The organism is Mesorhizobium sp. M1328, assembly GCF_040318075.1.
GTDB lineage: Bacteria > Pseudomonadota > Alphaproteobacteria > Rhizobiales > Rhizobiaceae > Mesorhizobium.
In genome coordinates this window covers 1-16,407 of record NZ_JAMYLO010000039.1, presented here as the reverse complement: position 1 = coordinate 16,407, position 16,407 = coordinate 1, and the positions used below count along the sequence as shown (strand labels likewise).

Sequence of the window (16,407 nt, the reverse complement as noted above, 5' to 3'; positions counted from 1 at the left end):
CAAGGAGTTCAAACGCATCGCAATGCGAGCTGACAAAACCGACCAGAGCTTCAACGCAATCATCCATCTCGCAGCCGCCGTCATAAACTCACGATGAATCTCACAGGCCCTAGGCCATATCGGTATCGATCAGGCACTATTTTTGGATTCTATGTGCGCTGGAAGATTCTGCTTCAGTGAACGTCCGAGATGCAAAGCAACAATCATGCCATGTGCAGGCAAAGGATTAAATTTCAAGCGGGAGCTTGCGGCTAGGCGGTGTCGCTATTTTTGTCGAATTCCTTGCAGGAGTTTGAAGGGCGATGTCACGTTGTCTGCAGCTTAACGGTTGACGGATAATTGGGCGAGGATGAGCTCGACGACGATCAGTTACAAGAACCACCGCTTTCCACCGCAGATCATCGCCCCGGGGAGCGCTACGCCGCGAACTGCCGGCCTGCTTGCGAACGGGGCGCGTGCTGCGGGTCCCCAGGGCGCGCGTACTCAGGCGCGGCAAGAGCTTTGTCTCGCCGGAGATCATGATTAGTCAACGCCCCGCCGAAGCGGCCGATCGCGCGGTGCCGGGTCACTGGGAGGGAGACCTCATCCTTGGTCTTGGCAGCTCGGCGATCGGCACGCTGGTTGAACGTACGACACGCTTCACGATGCTACTCCATCTTCCCCGGCTTGCGGGGCATGGGGCATGGCGAAGCTCCGCGCATGAAAAATGGACCCGCTCTCGCGGGACACGGGGCCGAAGCCGTGCGCGACGCAATTACGCGGACCATCATCACCTTGCCCGAAGAACTGCGCCGTTCGCTGACTGGGATCAGGGAGCCGAAATGGCTCAGCACGATCGTCTCAAGATCGCGCGGGCGTCCAAGTCTACTTCTGCGATCCGCAAAGCCCATGGCAGCGGGGCACCAACGAGAACACCAATGGGCTGCTACGTCAGTACTTCCCGAAAGGCACCGACCTGAGCATCCATAGCGCCGACGGGATCGCCGCCGTGGCTGCGGCCCTCAATGCCAGACCGAGAAAGACCTGGGCTGGAAAACGCCCGCAGAGGCGCTTGACGAGTTGCTGTCGTGAGTGAACACAATCGGTGTTGCGACGACCGCTTGAATCCGCCCAATACGCGTGCGGAGCGTACTCCGAACTTCTGAATCGTCACGATATCCAAGCGAGCATGAGCCGTGGAATGAACAGGACCATCAAGGACCCCACCGTCAAGCGCTTCTACTACGAGAGCCATGACCAACTACGCACCCATCTCGCCGACTTCGTTGCCGCCTACAACTTCGACCGCAGGCTCAAGACCCTCAAGGATCTCACGCCCTACGAGTTCATCTGCAAGGCGTGGGCGTCACAACCGGAACGCTTCAAAATCAATCCGCTCCAGCAAATGCCGGGACCAAACGCTCTAGGGCGCCTGGAGCACGATTTGGCGTTGATTAGATCTTGCTTCCACCGCTTTTTCGCCAAAAATACGCCGGCAACGCGCGATGGCGATATCCATTACTTCTGCCGGATCACGAGCCCACCAGTCCATAGAGAAGATCTCAATCTCAATCGGACCGCGGAACCCTGCTCGTCGCATCATGCCTTCTACGGCCGGCAAGTCGATAATGCCATCTCCCATCATTCCGCGATCGCTCATGAGATGGCGGGTTGGCAGCAGCCAGTCATTGACGTGAAAGCCAAGAAGCCGCCCAGCTTGGCCAGCGCGTATAATCTCTGCTTCCAGTCGCTCGTCCCACCAAAGATGGTAGACATCCACGACCACGCCGATTCCCGGCCCAAAAGCTGCGCACAGGTCGTTGGCAGACGTTAGACTTGTGATTACGGTGCGGTCGCCGGCAAGCATTGGATGCAAGGCCTCGATAGCAAGCTTGACCCCTATGCGCCTGGCCATTTCCAGTAGCCGGCCGATCTGATCTTCCGCCCGCCGCCGTGCTGCCGCTAGCCCACGCTCCCCTTCTGCGAGCCCCCCGGTGAATAGGAATACATGGTCGGCGCCAAACCGCGCGGCCCTTTCCAATTCCGCTTCCGCACGGCCCAAGTACTCAGGCACAAACGGGCCAATACGATTGTAACCCGAAACTTTCATACCATGGTCGCGCAATGCGGCCAGAGCATTTGCTTCCCCAACCTTCGTTATCTCGTCTCCCCAGATGGAAACCGTATCGATGCCTCGCTCAGCGCTCAGCCGCACAAAGCTCAGCATGTCGGCGCGTTCGCGTACCGTGGCATGGTTGAATACGATAGTCGTCATCCGCTAACCTCAGTTTCTGCGGTCGCCGAACGGAGGAAATGCGCTCGAGCGAGCTGGTTATGCTGTCACGCAGACTGCGCTCTCTTGGCTACCCTCACTCCTGCTGCAATAGTCAGCGGTGTCATCGTCCGCTGACGGCTTCGAAGTGGCCAGATGTGGCTGAGTTCCGTCGCCGCTCGATTTAGCGCGTCCGCTAATTCTGGCCAGCGATCGGGTGTAATGCGGATAAGCGGGCCCGCGACTGATATCGTGCCGGCAACCGGTGCATGCGGGTCAGAGCTGGCCCGGAATGGTACGGCGACCGCGGCCGTCCCGGTTTCAGCTTCTTCCAATGAGGTGGCAAAGCCCCGCTGTCGCGTTTCCTCGAGCCGACCTCGTAGCTCGTCGACCGAACGAGCCGAGTTCGGCCCGAGTTTGCGCCTTGCTCCAAACCCGCGGGAGTAGACGAGTTCGAGCGCCTCTTCCTCCGGTAATGTGGATAGCCAAGCCTTTCCGTTAGCAGTTGCATGCAGAACTATTTCCTGCCCCATATCGGGATCGTACCGTAACCCGGTGACAGCACCTTGTGCCCTGGCGACCCAGACCAAGTCACGACCTTCCAAAAGAGCAAGACGGCAATATTCCCGTGTTTCCGCAGCCAACCCGGTCAAGACCGATTGGACCACGTCCGGTACGTTGCGGGCATCTAAGTTCCGGAAGGCCAGGGTGCTCATTCGCAGCGACAGCGCATATTTCTGGCTGGCATCGTCTTGGATAACCCACCCATGGTTCACCAGCGTCGCAATGAGCCTGTGGACCGCGCTGGCAGGCATGTCCAGCCGATCCGCAAGATTTGATAATTCCACAGACTCACGTTCGCCCGCAAGCAGCTCCAACAGGGTCAGACATCTGGATACAGCAGCGACAGTCACCTAGCCTCTCCGTTCTTTACAAGATAAATGAGTTGTTTCCAAAATGGAATACGTTTCCAAGGTAAAAACTCCTGTACCCGCCGGACGTAATCGTTTTGTGCAGGGACGACATGGGGACCAGCATTTCCGAAGCCATCGAAAGTCGCCAGTAAGTGCTACCCGGCTTCGACTATAGGAACATGAAAAATTGACCTGGTTCCAAGACTTTTCCGCGATGAGCGAGATGATTGGCGAGTGCCACACGAGATCAAACGGTCTCCTATTGGAAGTCCACCGCGCCTTGCGAGTACGGTTACATTATCCACGGTCAACTCGACAGCGATTTCGAGAAGATTGTGCTCCAGCCACGAAGCGTTTGCCATTCCTAACACGACACCGCCATTACCAAGGTTGTCTGCCAGCAGGTGCGGCGTCGGCGACTGAAACAATTCCACTAACCGGCAGTCTAGCATTCGAAAGCAGCCATGACGCCACCAATTCAAGGTATAACATCTGCTCTCGTATTGCCACTTACCGGTCGCGGCCCGAGCGCAGTGTCGTCACGAAAGCCACCTCGCACTCCACGCCATCTTGCATTCCTGTCTCGCCCGAGAAGAAGATCGCAATCAAAAATGGGGGCGGATAGTACGGAGGGATCGGCTTACAGAGTCGCCTTCCAGCCCACCACATTTACGCCTAACAAAGGCTGGGCACATGCTTGGATATCATACGCGTTTGTGGTGAATTCAGGCCCCATAGATTTACCGGATCCGCGCTGGAATCGCGCTTTTTCGTGATTAGGCGGTTGGCGGCATCGTTAGTCGCTCATTCATCATGTTCTCCTGTATTAGGCTAAGCGGCAAGCTAAACAGCTTTCGAAACGGATATGCTTGGGTCGAGAGCAGCGCGTCGCCGACTTAAACCAACGAAATGCAAGTGGAGAAAGCGGCACAAGCCCACTCCCCGAGGGCGCGCAACGTTGCCGATAGGACGGATGAGCGGGCCGCGCTCGCGGAACAGCCGCCGCATTTGCACCTCCGACCTCAGGCAGGTAACTAAGCCCGGTCGAGCGCTGGGACGGTACCGGCCACCTGGGCAAACCGCTATCATTGCCACATAGCCTGAGGTTCTGCCTACCCACCCGGGCAGGACCACCAATCAGCAGCTTGCCCAGGCATCCCGAATGGCGTGGATCGCTGCCAGCGCCTCAGCCGAACGACCGGAGACACCAACATCCGGATGGTGCGACAGTTTCACCGCCGCGAAGTCAGCTTGTGGATCGATAAAGATGAGCTGACCGCCGTACCCGCTACACATGAAAGCGCGCCGTTCCGCGTTCTCGATCCAGAACGTGTTGTGATAAGCACCTTTCCGCAAGTGTGATCGTTCGCCGCCGAATATGCGGAACAGATCGTCATTAGCCCCTCGCGTCTCGTCAATCCATTCCGACGGAACGATTTGCTTCCCATTTAAGTATCCGCCGCGCAGGTGCAGCAGCGCGAACCGGGCATAGTCACGAAGGGTCGCATTGAAGCCGCCATCAGTGAGCGCAAACCGCGCTTGGTCGACGGTGATATAGGCGTCTTCTTCGGCTCCCATGGGCTCCCACAGCTCGCTGCTGAAGAGCTCCGGAAGCATCTTTCCTGTTACACGCTGCATAATAAAACCGAGTACGTCGTTTTCAATCCCGCGATAGCTGAAGCGTGCGCCATGCGGAGCCTCCTGCTCAGTCAGCCTCAGGATGATTTCCCATGTATTCTTAGGGTAGTCGGGATACTTGGCATAATCCATCGGCCACCATCCCATTGCCAGTTTTTCTAAGTACTCATTCTCCCACCACGTTGCGGCGGGCTTGAGTTGCTCGTCGATATGAGACGTCGTATTGGCTATCGCATACTTCACCCCCGCCGTCATATCCAGCAAATGCTGAACCTTGGCGCCGCGATAAGCAGTTGCTTCCAGTTCGGGCAGATACCGGGTCACCAGGCTGTCCGTGTCGATCAGCCTTTTGTGGACGAGTATGCCGAACAATGTCCCAGTGATAGACTTTGTCACGGATTGTGCCAAATGCTGGACGTGCGGCTCCATGCCGTTCATGTACGTTTCGGCTATGATCTCGCCACGGGACAGAACAAGGAAGCCATCGGTAAAGCTGCTGTCCAGAAACTGGCGGATGGTGCAACGCCGGCCGTTGGCCTCGAACTCGATGCCATCGATATCCGAGAGCCGCTGGGGAAGTGGCAGGACAGGTCCTTGACCGCGCCAAATTGATGCTGTCGGCGTCGACTCGCGCACTCGCTGCCACGTCCAGCTGTTGTACGGCGAGATGTCCCAGCCCACCGGCGGAATCGTCTGCGCGCTGGGCCTCATTGGATCAGGCTGCCAGTCGGAGCCGACGTTATTCGCGCGAGCGACCTTGGCATCTGTCGAGGTATAAGGGAGCGGGCTCCTCGTGGCCTCCGCGGCGCGATGAGTTTCCTGCAACTGCCGAGCAACGGCTTTGTTGCCTTCATGAGGTTCGTCGCGGTGCATTACCATCTCTTAATTTGTAGAATTATATTCCATTTCGTGCAGGCAGGAGGGTTCTCTGCAATCGATCGGGCAACCACGAGCGCTTGGTTTAAGCGGGTGAAAAACCAGCAATGCACGCAAGTTTCGGGTTGCCCCCAAACGATCGGCTTTTCCCGTTCAGCAGGCTCGCCAATGAATCCTTCCAGCCGTCCTTGTTGTCCGAAGCATTCGCGTGTCCTGTCGCTGCCAGCAATGCGCCGACAATCACGACCAACACCTTATGTTTAATCGACATACTTCTCTCCCGGTGGTCTTGCTTGTTCTGAGCTGCCGAGATAGGGCAGCGCCCACATGAACGAAGCTATGGCTGCCGTCCTCAACCTATTGATATGCATTTAAAGAATGGAAGACGATTCCAGTTCGGAACGCTATTGCACCGGGGCAATTATTGTCAATGACCTTTCTGCGACAGTTGGCACCAATCTCCTGGTGCGTCTGGTCCCGGGCGATCCAGCAAGGGCAATCCTGGGTGAAAAGGCACCCGCGGAAGTTGTAGAAGCGCTGAGACACGAGCTTGGCCTGAATCAACCGGTGATCCAACAGATCGCTGGGTCGCTCGGCCGACTGCTTCAAGGCGATCTTGGCACGTCTTTCGCCTATCGTGGTCGAGAAGTTGTGTCGCTAATCGCTCCCGGGTTTGCGGTGACAGCAAGCCTCGCTGCGGTCGCGATCGTCCTGTCTCTCGTTGCCGGTGTCCCGGTTGGACTGTGGCTAGCGCTCGTACGCGGGACCGCAGCGGACCTCGTTGGTCGGTTGGGGACGACGGTGCTGTTGGCTCTGCCCAGTTTCATGGCCGCTCTAATAATTCTCTACTTTCTCTCCCTGAAACTAAGGCTCGCCCCCGCGGGAGGATGGGCTGGGACCTGGCCGCAGAACGCAAGATATGTCTGGCTTCCGGCCCTCGCGCTGACGACGTATCTGGGGCCCCTGATCGCGCGAACAGTGCGTCAGGCCGCACTTGACGCGATCGGCTAGCCGTTCATAGAAGCGGCACGTGCACGCGGAGTGCCCCTGCGCAGCATCGTATTGCGCCACGTCCTTCCCAACGCGCTGTTGCCGGTGATTACGCTCGTCGGCTTCAACGCTGGGATCCTAGTCAGCGGAGCTGTGACCGTCGAGACGATCTTTGCAGTTCCCGGGCTCGGATCCAAGCTGCTGCAAGCAATGGCCACGCGGGATTTACCGGTCATGCAGGGGATTGCTTTGGTGACGGCGGTGTCGATCGTCTTGTTTAACCTGCTGGCCGACCTCCTCAACATCGCTGTGGATCCGCGGATAAGGAGAACTCACTGATGTCCACCGAGACCACAGCCACAATCCCTATCATTTCTGAGCCTGTGGCTGATACCGATCCTGGACAAAACAGATCCGAATGCGTTGATCGCCCTTCCCCTCCAACCGCCATCTGCCGAGCATCTATTCGGCACCGATATGGTTGGGCGCGATGTCTTCATACGCGTGTTCACCGCTGGTCGCTTGGACATTGCGCTCGCCGCCCTTGGCGCACTGGTGCCGTTCATCAGTGGCACATTGATTGGTGCGGCGGTCGGCGCGAGCCCCCATGGCATCATCGATACCGTCACTATGCGATTGACTGACGGCGTGATCGCGTTCCCTTTTGTTATCTTGGTTCTCATGATCGTAGTTATCATCGGTGCAGACACCCGGGTGCCGCCGCTACCGCCAGGAGGGGCCTCGGTCCTGGTGGCGGTTTGGAGCGTGAACTGGACGACTTATGCGCGCCTCGCCAGAGCACGCACCCACGTAGTGCGGCAAGAAGATTTTATCGCGGCCACTCGAATCCTTGGCTTCTCCCAAGCTCGGATCGTTATCCGTCACGTCCTACCTTCAGTTTGGCCCACGACGGCTACCTACGCCGTCGCCGACGCCCTAGGTCTAGTTTCCCTCATTGCGGCAATGCCATTCCTCGGGGCAGATGTGCAACCACCGACCCCGGAATGGGGCAGCATTATGTATGAAGGCCGTGGGGTGCTGCTCCAGGCTTGGTGGATATCGCTGACCACAGCCGGCGTACTGATGGTCCTCGGCACCGGAGTTATGCTGGTCGTTGACTCGCTCGTTTCCAACCCACGGAGGCCGCGGCTACCATGACGGAAACGCTGCTTTGCGCTTCAAACATCGCCATCGAAATCGCGGGGCTTGAGCTTGTCTCAAACATGGATCTCGAAGTTGATAAGGGCCATTCGCTCGGCATCGTCGGAGAAACAGGCTCAGGGAAGACCCTGACCTGCCGCGCGCTGGCCGGATTGCTCTCCCCGATCGGTGGACGCATCAGTCGCGGCAAGCTATGGCTCGGCAGCCAGGAGGCCACCTCGCCTGAGGCTTATGGTAAAAAGGACCTATACGGTCGCGTCGTTTCCCTCGTACCGCAGAACTCATTGACGACGCTGAACCCACTTATGCGCATTGGCAGCCATTTGACTGAAATCATTATAGCGCTCGACGCCGACAGCGCCGTTCGACCGAAGGCACGTGCTATCGATCTTCTCCAACGTGTGGGGCTTCCCGACCCAGAGTGCATCCTGCGCCAATATCCACACGAGCTGTCGGGCGGTATGCGGCAACGGGTGATGATCGCCCTCGCGATCCCCGGGCGGCCCCAGCTGCTGGTCGCGGACGAACCGACGACGGCACTAGACGTCTCCGTCCAGAAGGACATCCTTGAGCTGCTGCGTCGATGCTCCCAAGAGGAAAATATGGCCCTGATTCTCGTCAGCCACGACCTCGGCGTCATTGCAGCAGCGACGCAGTTCGTGGCCGTTATGTACGCCGGAATGATCGTTGAACGAGGACCAACGGAAACCGTGCTCCGTCAGCCAAGGCATCCCTACACGCAGGCATTAAGGCCCGTCCCACGATCGGTCGTACCGAGCGACTCATTGGCATACCTGGGGCCCCAGCAAGTCCTGAAACATGGCCGAATGGGTGCCGCTTCGCATCGCGCTGTCCACACGTGGACAGCCGATGCAGTGCCAAAGTTCCCACACTCGAAACGACTGGTGACGCGCTCGTTGTGGCTTGTCACCGTTCGCACGAGCTGCTGACTTTGGACGTTAACTAGAAAAGGCTTTTATCGTCATGACGCCGAAGCACACCGTCTTTTTCGAGAGGGTCTTCCGATGAACCATGGCGATAGTTACATCGGTGGGCCATCGTCGCCGCGGGGTACGCTTCCAACGTCACATTTGCCTACGGTTCTGGTCCAGCGGTCGTTAAGAATATTAGCCTGGCCGTTCCGGAAGGCGCGGCGGTCGGTATAGTAGGTGAGAGTGGCTCGGGCAAATCCACGCTCGCCAGCCTGCTCGTGGGGATGCTCACACCCACCGCCGGGACTGTAACGATCGGTGGCCAAGACTGGAGCAAGGTGGGCAGACGCAACCCGTTGCGGCGCGCAGTCCAAATAGTTTTCCAAAACCCATACTCAGCGCTAAACCCACACTTATCGGCGCTGAGCACAGTCGCGGAGGTCTACCAGTGTTGTGGTCGGATCACAAAGGCAGAGGCGACCGAATGTGCACGGGCCCTCCTCGAACGTGTCGGGATCAGTGGGCAGACCCAGCTTAAGGGCCCAAGCGGACTCAGCGGAGGACAATGTCAGCGCGTGGGGATTGCTCGAGCCCTCGCAGCGCAACCGGCTGTGATCGTAGCCGACGAACCCACATCTGCCCTAGACGTCTCTGTACAAGCGCAGATTCTCAACCTGCTGAGTGATCTCCGGCAAGAACAGGGTGTCGGCCTGGTCTTGATCTCCCACGACCTCAACGTCGCACGCGACCCGCCCCACCCCAAGCAAAAAGCCATTCTGGAGGAGCGGATTCAAAACTCTCGAAGCCATGTCTTGAGGAAGACGTTGGAGTGATAAAAGTGAAGCTCGCTGAGGCAACTCTGTCAGGCGAAATGAGAAATTGACCCCTCCTGCCGCCAAAGCGTATGATAACTGGCAAGCTGCGCTCCTGCGGGGCGACCACAGCTCATGCCGAACGTGCAACACCGCTGGCAGAAACGCTTGAACAACCGGGCGAGAATTCTCACCTCCCGTCCCGAAAACGGGAGTGAACGCGACAAGGTTCCGGTCGGTCGACTCAAGCACTATTTCGTGTCGATCTTCTCCGCCGTCCCAAACCTCTTCGTCCCATCCCAGACCAACCGCTCCGCAGCATAAATTCGAACCCATCGACGCCAGGCAATGGCCGCGTGGGAAGCCGTAAGCGCACGGCCTGCCTGAAAAACGCGGTGTCGGCCTCACGGGGCCAAATTTCAAACAACGTGACAACGCCGACCTCTGTTGTGTGTTCATCTGTGTCCGATTGAAGGAGTCTGTGTTCGGAACCTGACACACTGACGCGCAAGTATTCCGCGTCCGGCTCGAAACACATGGTTTTGCCCTCTTACTCGCACCACCTGTTCGTTGGCCCGCCGATTGCATGCTCGCCGGTTGCCGGCCGTACCGGTGCGGGCGCGGGGTCCAGAGAGCTGCCCTCCATAAGCAATCAAAATCAGAGCGAATGAACGTGACAGCAAGCAAACACCAAAGGAGGAGGCATGGAAGAGGCCTCGCCCACTGGAAGAACGGATCACTGAAATGCAGATGATCGTGGGACAGTCACACCTTGCGCCGTTTGGCTTAAGTTTCCTAGGTTTGGAAGAACTCAAGGAAGGAGAGCAAGGCGGGACTACATCCTATGATTATCACATCGGCGTTGATTACCATAAAAGCTACAGCCAACTGGTGGTGGAGGACGCGGCCGGCAAGACGTTGCGGTCGGGTCGGGTGAAGAACGATCGCCAGTCCCTGGGTTCGTTTCTGGAGCGATATGGGGAGAACTCACATGCGATCGTGGAAGCGACCCGCAACTGGATGGTGATGTACGACTGGCTCGACGACATCTGCGACGACGTCGTGCTGACTCATCCCCTGAAGGTGAAGGCGATCGCCGATGCCAAGATCAAGACGGACAAGATCAAGGCTACGGTGCTGGCGCACCTTCTTCGGGCCGATCTGGTTCCCGAGGGGTGGGCTCCAGGAGAGAAGGCTCGAGAACTGCGCACCGCACTTCGCGAGCGCATGTTCTACGTGCGGCTGTGCACGATTGTGAAAAACCGGATCGTTACGGTGTTCGACCGCTATCCGGAGCAGACGGCGCAGTTGCGGAAGCTCGGCGATCTGTTCGGCAAGGCCGGCCGCCAGCAGCTCGCGGCGCTCAGCGTGTCGGAGATCGACTGCATCCAGATCGATCGTGGCCTCGACTTCATCAGCGACATCGACGGGCGGATCAGGCATTCGGAAGTCACCATCCGAGTTATGACCAGGCCCAACGCCAATGTAAAGTTGCCGAAGACGATCCCTGGCATCGGTGAGTTCTTCGCCCGGCTGATCGACGAGCACCTGAAGTTCAGGGGAACGAACAAATTCCGCGTTGCGATCGCGCGCAAGCTTTTGACCATCGCCTTCGCGATCCTGCGCGACCGGCGCCCCTTCGAGCGACGCGGCGCCGACATCGAGGAAGACGCATCGTCAATGATATTCGGCTGGCCTGATGACAAACTAGCGAGCCCGGGAGGCCGGGCTGCCTCCTAAAGGATAATGGGTAGCCGGGAGCCGAACGCATCTAAGTGACCGAAGCCGAAAGCGAGACGGCTTCAGGGTCACGGATTGGAGATTGGTTCAGAACCGCAGGGCGGCAAAGCCTGCCCTGCGAAAGGGAGAGTTTTGCCGATCGGTAGAAATGCCGGTCAAACAACCGAACTCGGGAAACAAACGGCAAAAAGTGCCGATTCTGCCCTTGAGTTCTTTCATTGGAGTAGCTCATGCGAGTAGCCATCGTGACGAACAGTGATTTTAGCGGTGTAATCAACCGGTTCGGTCAGCCTTGTCCGCATCCGCCCCCGGAGCGCCGCACGCAAGAAAACATAGTGGCAGCACTTCAACAGGGCGGCCACGAGACGCTAGTGTGTGAAGGCGATAAACGACTGCTCGCCACGCTCGAGCGATTCATGCCACCTGGTCCGCAAGCCCGCCCCTCGGGAATGGTCTTCAACTTGGCGGAGGGAATTCAGGGCGAAACGCGCGAAACCCACGTTCCTGCCATGCTTGAGATGGCCGGTGTTCCATACACTGGATCTGGCCCGCTCGGGATCGGGCTGACGACCGACAAGGTCATTACCAAAATGCTTCTCCGCGATAAGGGCGTGCCGACGCCGAACTTTCGCGTCATGCGTCGCGGCACCGAGAATGCCGCCGACCTGCAATTCCCAGTGGTAGTCAAGCCGCGCTACGAAGACGGCAGCCTCGGATTGCAGCTCGTTCATGAACATTCTAAGTTGAAACAGGCCGTGGAAGTGATCGCTAGGCAGTATGCGCAGGATGCGCTCGTTGAAGAATACATTGAGGGGCGGGAAATTGCTCTCGCGTTGCTCGGAAACGAGGAGCCGGAGGTGTTTCCTCCGGTGGAGCAAGATTTCGGCGACCGCGAAAAGCGTCTTATGGATTGGGAGGCGAAATACGTGGCCGCCGCGGCGGTGCCGAAGATTTGCCCGGCTCAAATCGGGAGCAGCCTCGCGACTGTGCTGAGGGATATTTCGGTTGCGACCTTCCGTGCCTGTCACTGCCGAGACTTCGCACGCGTCGACCTCAGGATCGATCGCTCCGGCCAGCCGTTTGTCCTAGAGATGAACTCGCCGTCGCTCGGTATGCACAGCAGTTATGTCACGGCCGCAACGACCGCCGGATATAGCTTCTCAAGCTTGATCAATCGTATCCTCAATGTCGCCCACACCCGGTGTTTCGGATTCGGCATCCCCTAGTCTCTCATGTTCCCTGTCAAGCAGAGGGAGAGAGGAGATCGGCTGCTTAGCAGGTTTGCGAAGCAGTCGGATCGGCAGAAACTGCACAGGGCTGGGGGTGGAGCTCAGAGACGAGGGTCGATCAGACTCTCATCCGCAGGTTGGGTGTCTAGAGGGCGAGCGTCGGGCGCATCGGCTCGGCCACATAACTCTTATGACCGTGGGTTCGCGTGAAAAGCGGGAAGTCGCTGCCGACCCGGCTGAGGCAGGATTCTGCCACGACCCGAGAGGATGTAGCGGAGCGCATACCGGTGGGGCAGACCAGCTATTCATTCTCAATGCTGAAGCTGGTGCTCACAACGGCCGCAAGCACATTTTCGATTACCGAAGCCACGGGAACGGGGACGGAGCGAGGAGGCAAACTCGGAAGTTGCTCGGGAAGGAGACAATCAAGTTGACTGTTGCTGCTGTCTCCCGTTGCCTTGCTTTACTAGAGGTCTTAGCGGGCGAAATTGAGCCTATCGGATTGTCGGAGCTTGCTCATCGCCTCAATATGCCGGCCAGCGTGGTTCATCGGCTCATTGCGACGCTGTTGAATCACGGATGGGTCATTCAAAATGCCGAAAGCAAGAACTATGCGCTGTCGCTTCGAATGAGCACATTGGCATTCCGCAATCTCGACTCACGCAATTTCCTGGACGTTGTGCAGGTTGTTCTGAACAGAGTGGCCACAGAATCGCAGGAATGTTGCCGTCTTGCTGTCCTGGAAAATCGGGATCTAGTCTGGGTGGCGAAGGCACAGGGCGCCATCGCTGGTTTGCGTTACGATCCAGACATGGGACAGGAAATCGCTCTTCACGCAACCGCTAACGGAAAAGCTTGGCTTTCTACCTTGCCGGAGGAGGAGGCGCTGGAAATCGTTTACTCCCGTGGTTTTGGCGCAACATGTAGGCTGGGGCCGAACGCGGCTCGGTCTGTCGACGAACTGAGGGTTCGGTTAGTCGAAGCGCGAGAACGGGGTTTCGCAACGTCGGTCGAAGAAGTTGAAGCCGGTGCCGCGGCTATCGCGGTACCATTCCGAGCGAGTTCTGCCGAGGATGCCCCGGTTGTCGGAACAATTTCTGTCGCAGGCCCGCTCATTCGAATTACACCGGATCGTTGGCCAGAACTGGGTGACGCTCTTAACCGAGCCGCTATGGAACTCGCTCAGATTTGGCCGGTCAGGCTCCGGACAAGATCGACCGGATCAATGATGATTAGCACTTCGTCATGACGGAATGTCCGAGCTTGCAAGAAGTCACATCTGAAATCCACTCCTTGGACGCATAGCGTTTGCCGCTTCAAGTGATTTTGTTTGATCTTTTCGACTTCCAGCGTAAAGGTCGCATCGATATCAGCGCCGACATCGTCGGCTGTGTCTTTTGATGCTCTCGTGTGAGCGTCAGTGGTGTTTTTGCCGCTATCCAGCCATAGCGATGACCATGACCTTCAAACTGCGTTTCATATTGTAGGAGATGGCGGTGAGGCGAATTTGAACGCCTGCCTTTGCAAGCCCTCGCCATCGCATCCAGCGCGGGGCAGCGACCGCATCGAGGAACTCGCAGCCATGGCCATCCAGGACCCTAGCGCAGGCGGAAACCCTGTCACCTTGACGAGAGAAAACACCAAGGAGCTTTTCCGCGACTCCTTCTGATAGAATACCAGACGGGGGCCTCCGGACCCTTAGTTTATGTTTCGACTGATTTTTTGGAGATATCTTCCCCCAGTTTAGCGAGGTCTTAGAGGCCGTTTGGAAAATCGGAAAAATGGGATTTCGGCGGAGGCTGGTTTGTGATTCAAGCTGTGGATGTGGACCAAACAGAGCCGAGGCCGGATGGCCAAGATCGCCGCGAAGACCAAGCGCTACCCGTCCGATCTGACGGACGAGGAGTGGGAACAGATCGCTCCGCTGATGCCCAAGCCTGGGCGTCGCGGCCGTCCGCGCGAGGTTGATTTCCGTGAGGTGATCAACGCGGTGCGCTACCTTGTGCGCTCGGGTTGCGGCTGGCGGATGCTGCCGATCCATTTCGGCGCCTGGCAGACGGTCTACGGCTGGTTTCGCGAGTTGGCGCGGCGGTTTCTGTTCCAGACCATTCACGACGTGGCGCTGATGCTGGACCGGCGAACGAGCCGGGCGCGAGGTCAGTCCCACGGCGGGCGTGATCGATAGCCAGTCGGTCAAGGCTCCGCAAGCGGAAACAAGAGGATACGACGCCGGCAAGAAGATTGTCGGCCGCAAGCGACACATTGCCGTCGATACGGATGGGCGGCTGTTGATGATCAACCTGACGCCGGCCGACATCTCCGACAGCGCTGGCGCTCAGGCGATCCTGGATGGTATCCGCAAGCGCTGGCCCTGGGTGAACATCTGTTCGCCGACGGCGCCTACGACCGGCCGAAGGGGTACCCGCCGGGAGGCGCGCCCGACTGGAACTTTTGCCCCCCTTTGGCTCCCTGCTCAGCATGGCTCCAGCCGAGCCGCTGCGCCAGCAAGGCGTCGGCAAGCCAGGGTCCCATGGCGCGTGGCAGGCCGTGGCCCTCGACGGCCGCGTAGGCGCCGGTCAGCATCCCGACTGGGCTTTCGCTTCCTGCAAGCTGTCCCACGTCATCTGCGATAACGCTCACGGCCTCGTCGTCGTTCAGCACGGCCAGCAGGCCCGACATCATCGCCCGGTCGTGTGAGCAGCAAGGCGTCGCGCAGGGCCGCTTCATCCTCGACGCGACCGGTCCGCTTCGCCGTCACCGCGGCGGCCGAAAGCGCCAGGCGTTGCCGCCAGGCGCCGGCCCATCTTTCGTCGCGGCGCACCACCGCATCCAGCGTGGCGATGGCCGCGCCGGTGGCGAGGGCAGCATCCTCGACGGTTTGCGCCGCCTCGACCGCCTTACGCAGCCAGCTCGGCACGGTGACAGTCGGAGCGGCGCCGGACTGCGTGACGTGACGGCGTTGGGGCGAGTTCGGGCGCAGAATCATCGTCGACATGATGATGCATTGCGGCGCTTATTACAACACAAATGGCAGCAATCCGCCGCACCTGTCGCCACACAATCATGTCCGGTAAGCTTGCCTTGCCGGACGTACCGGCAAAAACGCGAAAAATCCGTTCGGGTCCTCGCCCACCATCCTTCAGCAGAGATCCACCTATTACGACACTCCCGAACAGGATCTGTCCAAGCGCCCGCCTGTCGCTTCGCATTCGGCAATCGGGAAATGAACGGATGCAAACCGTCAAGGCTGGCGATGACGCGGCGGCCGGATCGTTCACACGCGAGGAATAGGAGCGACCGGTCGCTGGCGATATACCGATGCCCGACGATCCGCAGATCCGAGACCTGCTTGCTGGGGCTGGCCCAAAGCTCGCGTCCTTGTTCGAGGTTCAAGCTCAAAGGGCGCTTGCGCTCTAGCCAACCGATCAAAACCTGGGAACGCCTACCTGCTTTCCGCAGGGGGACCTACGCTGATCCAACGCTTTGCGTAGGTACGTCACCTCGAAGGCTTTGACTTGGCGGTAAGCCTGCAACCGATTGGCTAAGCTAAAAACATCGTTCATCTCGAACTTCTGAAAGATGTCGAGGCCGCGATCAAGGCTGATCTTCCAGCCCGTGTCGCTGGTGATATGGCGAGCGTGGATGGTGTTTGTCCTATCGATTTCCCAGGTAAACTTGATCCCTGCCGCCGCGCCGGCGGTCTCAACGGCGATCAGATTGGACTGCTGCTTTTCGGGATAGGTATCGTCGGCACCGGTAATGAGGTTGTCTAATCGCGGTGGGGACGTCAAGTATCTTCGCGCTCGGAGATGCGTTGGCCGGGTACACGGTTGTCTTCGCGGTCAACATCGGTCGCCGCATGAT

14 protein-coding genes and 5 pseudogenes are annotated in these 16,407 nt (G+C 58.5%); 11 read left to right on the top strand and 8 right to left on the bottom strand.

What is annotated here, in order from left to right; translation table 11 throughout:
- Window positions 1–407 precede the first annotated feature (407 nt).
- Both NKH23_RS33000 and NKH23_RS32995 read left to right on the top strand, forming a co-directional pair.
- Window positions 408–1,071 (top strand): annotated as a pseudogene (locus tag NKH23_RS33000) (IS30 family transposase); the annotation flags it as partial.
- Window positions 1,072–1,180: 109 nt separating this feature from the next.
- Window positions 1,181–1,399 (top strand): annotated as a pseudogene (locus tag NKH23_RS32995) (IS3 family transposase); the annotation flags it as partial.
- 3 nt (window positions 1,400–1,402) lie between these two features.
- On the opposite strand, the gene NKH23_RS32990 reads toward NKH23_RS32995, so the two are convergent.
- The 4 genes from NKH23_RS32990 to NKH23_RS32975 form a co-directional block, all read right to left on the bottom strand.
- Complete coding sequence (locus NKH23_RS32990; RefSeq protein WP_353036518.1) at window positions 1,403–2,254, bottom strand: sugar phosphate isomerase/epimerase family protein; 852 nt, start codon at window positions 2,252–2,254, stop codon at window positions 1,403–1,405.
- A gap of 65 nt (window positions 2,255–2,319) precedes the next feature.
- Complete coding sequence (locus NKH23_RS32985; RefSeq protein ID WP_353036516.1) at window positions 2,320–3,165, bottom strand: IclR family transcriptional regulator; 846 nt, start codon at window positions 3,163–3,165, stop codon at window positions 2,320–2,322.
- Between the two features lie 1,137 nt (window positions 3,166–4,302).
- Window positions 4,303–5,676, bottom strand: a complete 1,374-nt coding sequence (locus NKH23_RS32980; RefSeq protein ID WP_353036514.1) for a serine hydrolase domain-containing protein — start codon at window positions 5,674–5,676, stop codon at window positions 4,303–4,305.
- A gap of 88 nt (window positions 5,677–5,764) precedes the next feature.
- Complete coding sequence (locus NKH23_RS32975; protein WP_353036512.1) at window positions 5,765–5,950, bottom strand: hypothetical protein; 186 nt, start codon at window positions 5,948–5,950, stop codon at window positions 5,765–5,767.
- A gap of 107 nt (window positions 5,951–6,057) precedes the next feature.
- On the opposite strand from NKH23_RS32975, the pseudogene NKH23_RS32970 reads away from it, so the two are divergent.
- From NKH23_RS32970 to NKH23_RS32945, 6 genes and pseudogenes are all read left to right on the top strand, one after another.
- Window positions 6,058–7,008, top strand: a pseudogene (locus NKH23_RS32970) (ABC transporter permease).
- A gap of 84 nt (window positions 7,009–7,092) precedes the next feature.
- On the top strand, window positions 7,093–7,827 hold the full coding sequence (locus tag NKH23_RS32965) for an ABC transporter permease (RefSeq protein WP_353036510.1): 735 nt from the start codon (window positions 7,093–7,095) through the stop codon (window positions 7,825–7,827).
- Window positions 7,824–8,459 (top strand): annotated as a pseudogene (locus NKH23_RS32960) (ATP-binding cassette domain-containing protein); the annotation flags it as partial. The gene NKH23_RS32965 and the pseudogene NKH23_RS32960, both read left to right, overlap by 4 nt.
- Before the next feature lie 116 nt (window positions 8,460–8,575).
- Window positions 8,576–8,797 (top strand): oligopeptide/dipeptide ABC transporter ATP-binding protein, encoded by a 222-nt coding sequence (locus tag NKH23_RS32955; RefSeq protein WP_353036522.1) that lies wholly within the window; start codon window positions 8,576–8,578, stop codon window positions 8,795–8,797.
- A gap of 90 nt (window positions 8,798–8,887) precedes the next feature.
- The gene (locus NKH23_RS32950) at window positions 8,888–9,595 is read left to right on the top strand and encodes an ABC transporter ATP-binding protein (protein WP_353036520.1); all 708 of its coding nucleotides are present in this window, start codon (window positions 8,888–8,890) and stop codon (window positions 9,593–9,595) included.
- Between the two features lie 723 nt (window positions 9,596–10,318).
- Window positions 10,319–11,314: an IS110 family transposase gene (locus NKH23_RS32945; protein ID WP_353036508.1), complete on the top strand. Its 996-nt coding sequence runs from the start codon at window positions 10,319–10,321 to the stop codon at window positions 11,312–11,314.
- A gap of 87 nt (window positions 11,315–11,401) precedes the next feature.
- Here the strand turns inward: NKH23_RS32945 and NKH23_RS32940 are convergent, their stop codons facing one another.
- A complete protein-coding gene (locus NKH23_RS32940; protein WP_353036506.1) occupies window positions 11,402–11,533 on the bottom strand; it encodes a hypothetical protein in 132 nt (43 codons plus the stop codon).
- 11 nt (window positions 11,534–11,544) lie between these two features.
- On the opposite strand from NKH23_RS32940, the gene NKH23_RS32935 reads away from it, so the two are divergent.
- From NKH23_RS32935 to NKH23_RS32925, 3 genes and pseudogenes are all read left to right on the top strand, one after another.
- Window positions 11,545–12,540, top strand: a complete 996-nt coding sequence (locus NKH23_RS32935) for a D-alanine--D-alanine ligase family protein (RefSeq protein WP_353036504.1) — start codon at window positions 11,545–11,547, stop codon at window positions 12,538–12,540.
- 433 nt (window positions 12,541–12,973) lie between these two features.
- Entirely contained in the window at window positions 12,974–13,792 is an 819-nt protein-coding gene (locus tag NKH23_RS32930; RefSeq protein ID WP_353036502.1) for an IclR family transcriptional regulator, read from the top strand.
- 573 nt (window positions 13,793–14,365) lie between these two features.
- Window positions 14,366–14,953: pseudogene (locus tag NKH23_RS32925) on the top strand (IS5 family transposase); the annotation flags it as partial.
- On the opposite strand, the gene NKH23_RS34745 reads toward NKH23_RS32925, so the two are convergent.
- The 3 genes from NKH23_RS34745 to NKH23_RS32915 form a co-directional block, all read right to left on the bottom strand.
- On the bottom strand, window positions 14,944–15,183 hold the full coding sequence (locus tag NKH23_RS34745) for a hypothetical protein (protein ID WP_502912399.1): 240 nt from the start codon (window positions 15,181–15,183) through the stop codon (window positions 14,944–14,946). The pseudogene NKH23_RS32925 and the gene NKH23_RS34745 sit on opposite strands and share 10 nt — an antisense overlap.
- Window positions 15,164–15,538, bottom strand: a complete 375-nt coding sequence (locus tag NKH23_RS32920; RefSeq protein ID WP_502912398.1) for a DUF1403 family protein — start codon at window positions 15,536–15,538, stop codon at window positions 15,164–15,166. The genes NKH23_RS34745 and NKH23_RS32920 overlap by 20 nt, the downstream gene beginning before the upstream one ends.
- Before the next feature lie 430 nt (window positions 15,539–15,968).
- Window positions 15,969–16,334, bottom strand: coding sequence for an MIT C-terminal domain-containing protein (locus NKH23_RS32915; protein ID WP_353036500.1), 366 nt, complete (start codon window positions 16,332–16,334; stop codon window positions 15,969–15,971).
- Window positions 16,335–16,407 lie beyond the last annotated feature (73 nt).

Coding starts and splice junctions, on each gene's coding strand:
- NKH23_RS32990 (WP_353036518.1), bottom strand. CDS start 2,254: ATGACGACTATCGTATTCAACCATGCCACGGTACGCGAACGCGCCGAC.
- NKH23_RS32980 (WP_353036514.1), bottom strand. CDS start 5,676: ATGCACCGCGACGAACCTCATGAAGGCAACAAAGCCGTTGCTCGGCAG.
- NKH23_RS32975 (WP_353036512.1), bottom strand. CDS start 5,950: ATGTCGATTAAACATAAGGTGTTGGTCGTGATTGTCGGCGCATTGCTG.
- NKH23_RS32945 (WP_353036508.1), top strand. CDS start 10,319: ATGCAGATGATCGTGGGACAGTCACACCTTGCGCCGTTTGGCTTAAGT.
- NKH23_RS32940 (WP_353036506.1), bottom strand. CDS start 11,533: ATGAAAGAACTCAAGGGCAGAATCGGCACTTTTTGCCGTTTGTTTCCC.
- NKH23_RS32935 (WP_353036504.1), top strand. CDS start 11,545: ATGCGAGTAGCCATCGTGACGAACAGTGATTTTAGCGGTGTAATCAAC.
- NKH23_RS32920 (WP_502912398.1), bottom strand. CDS start 15,538: ATGTCGACGATGATTCTGCGCCCGAACTCGCCCCAACGCCGTCACGTC.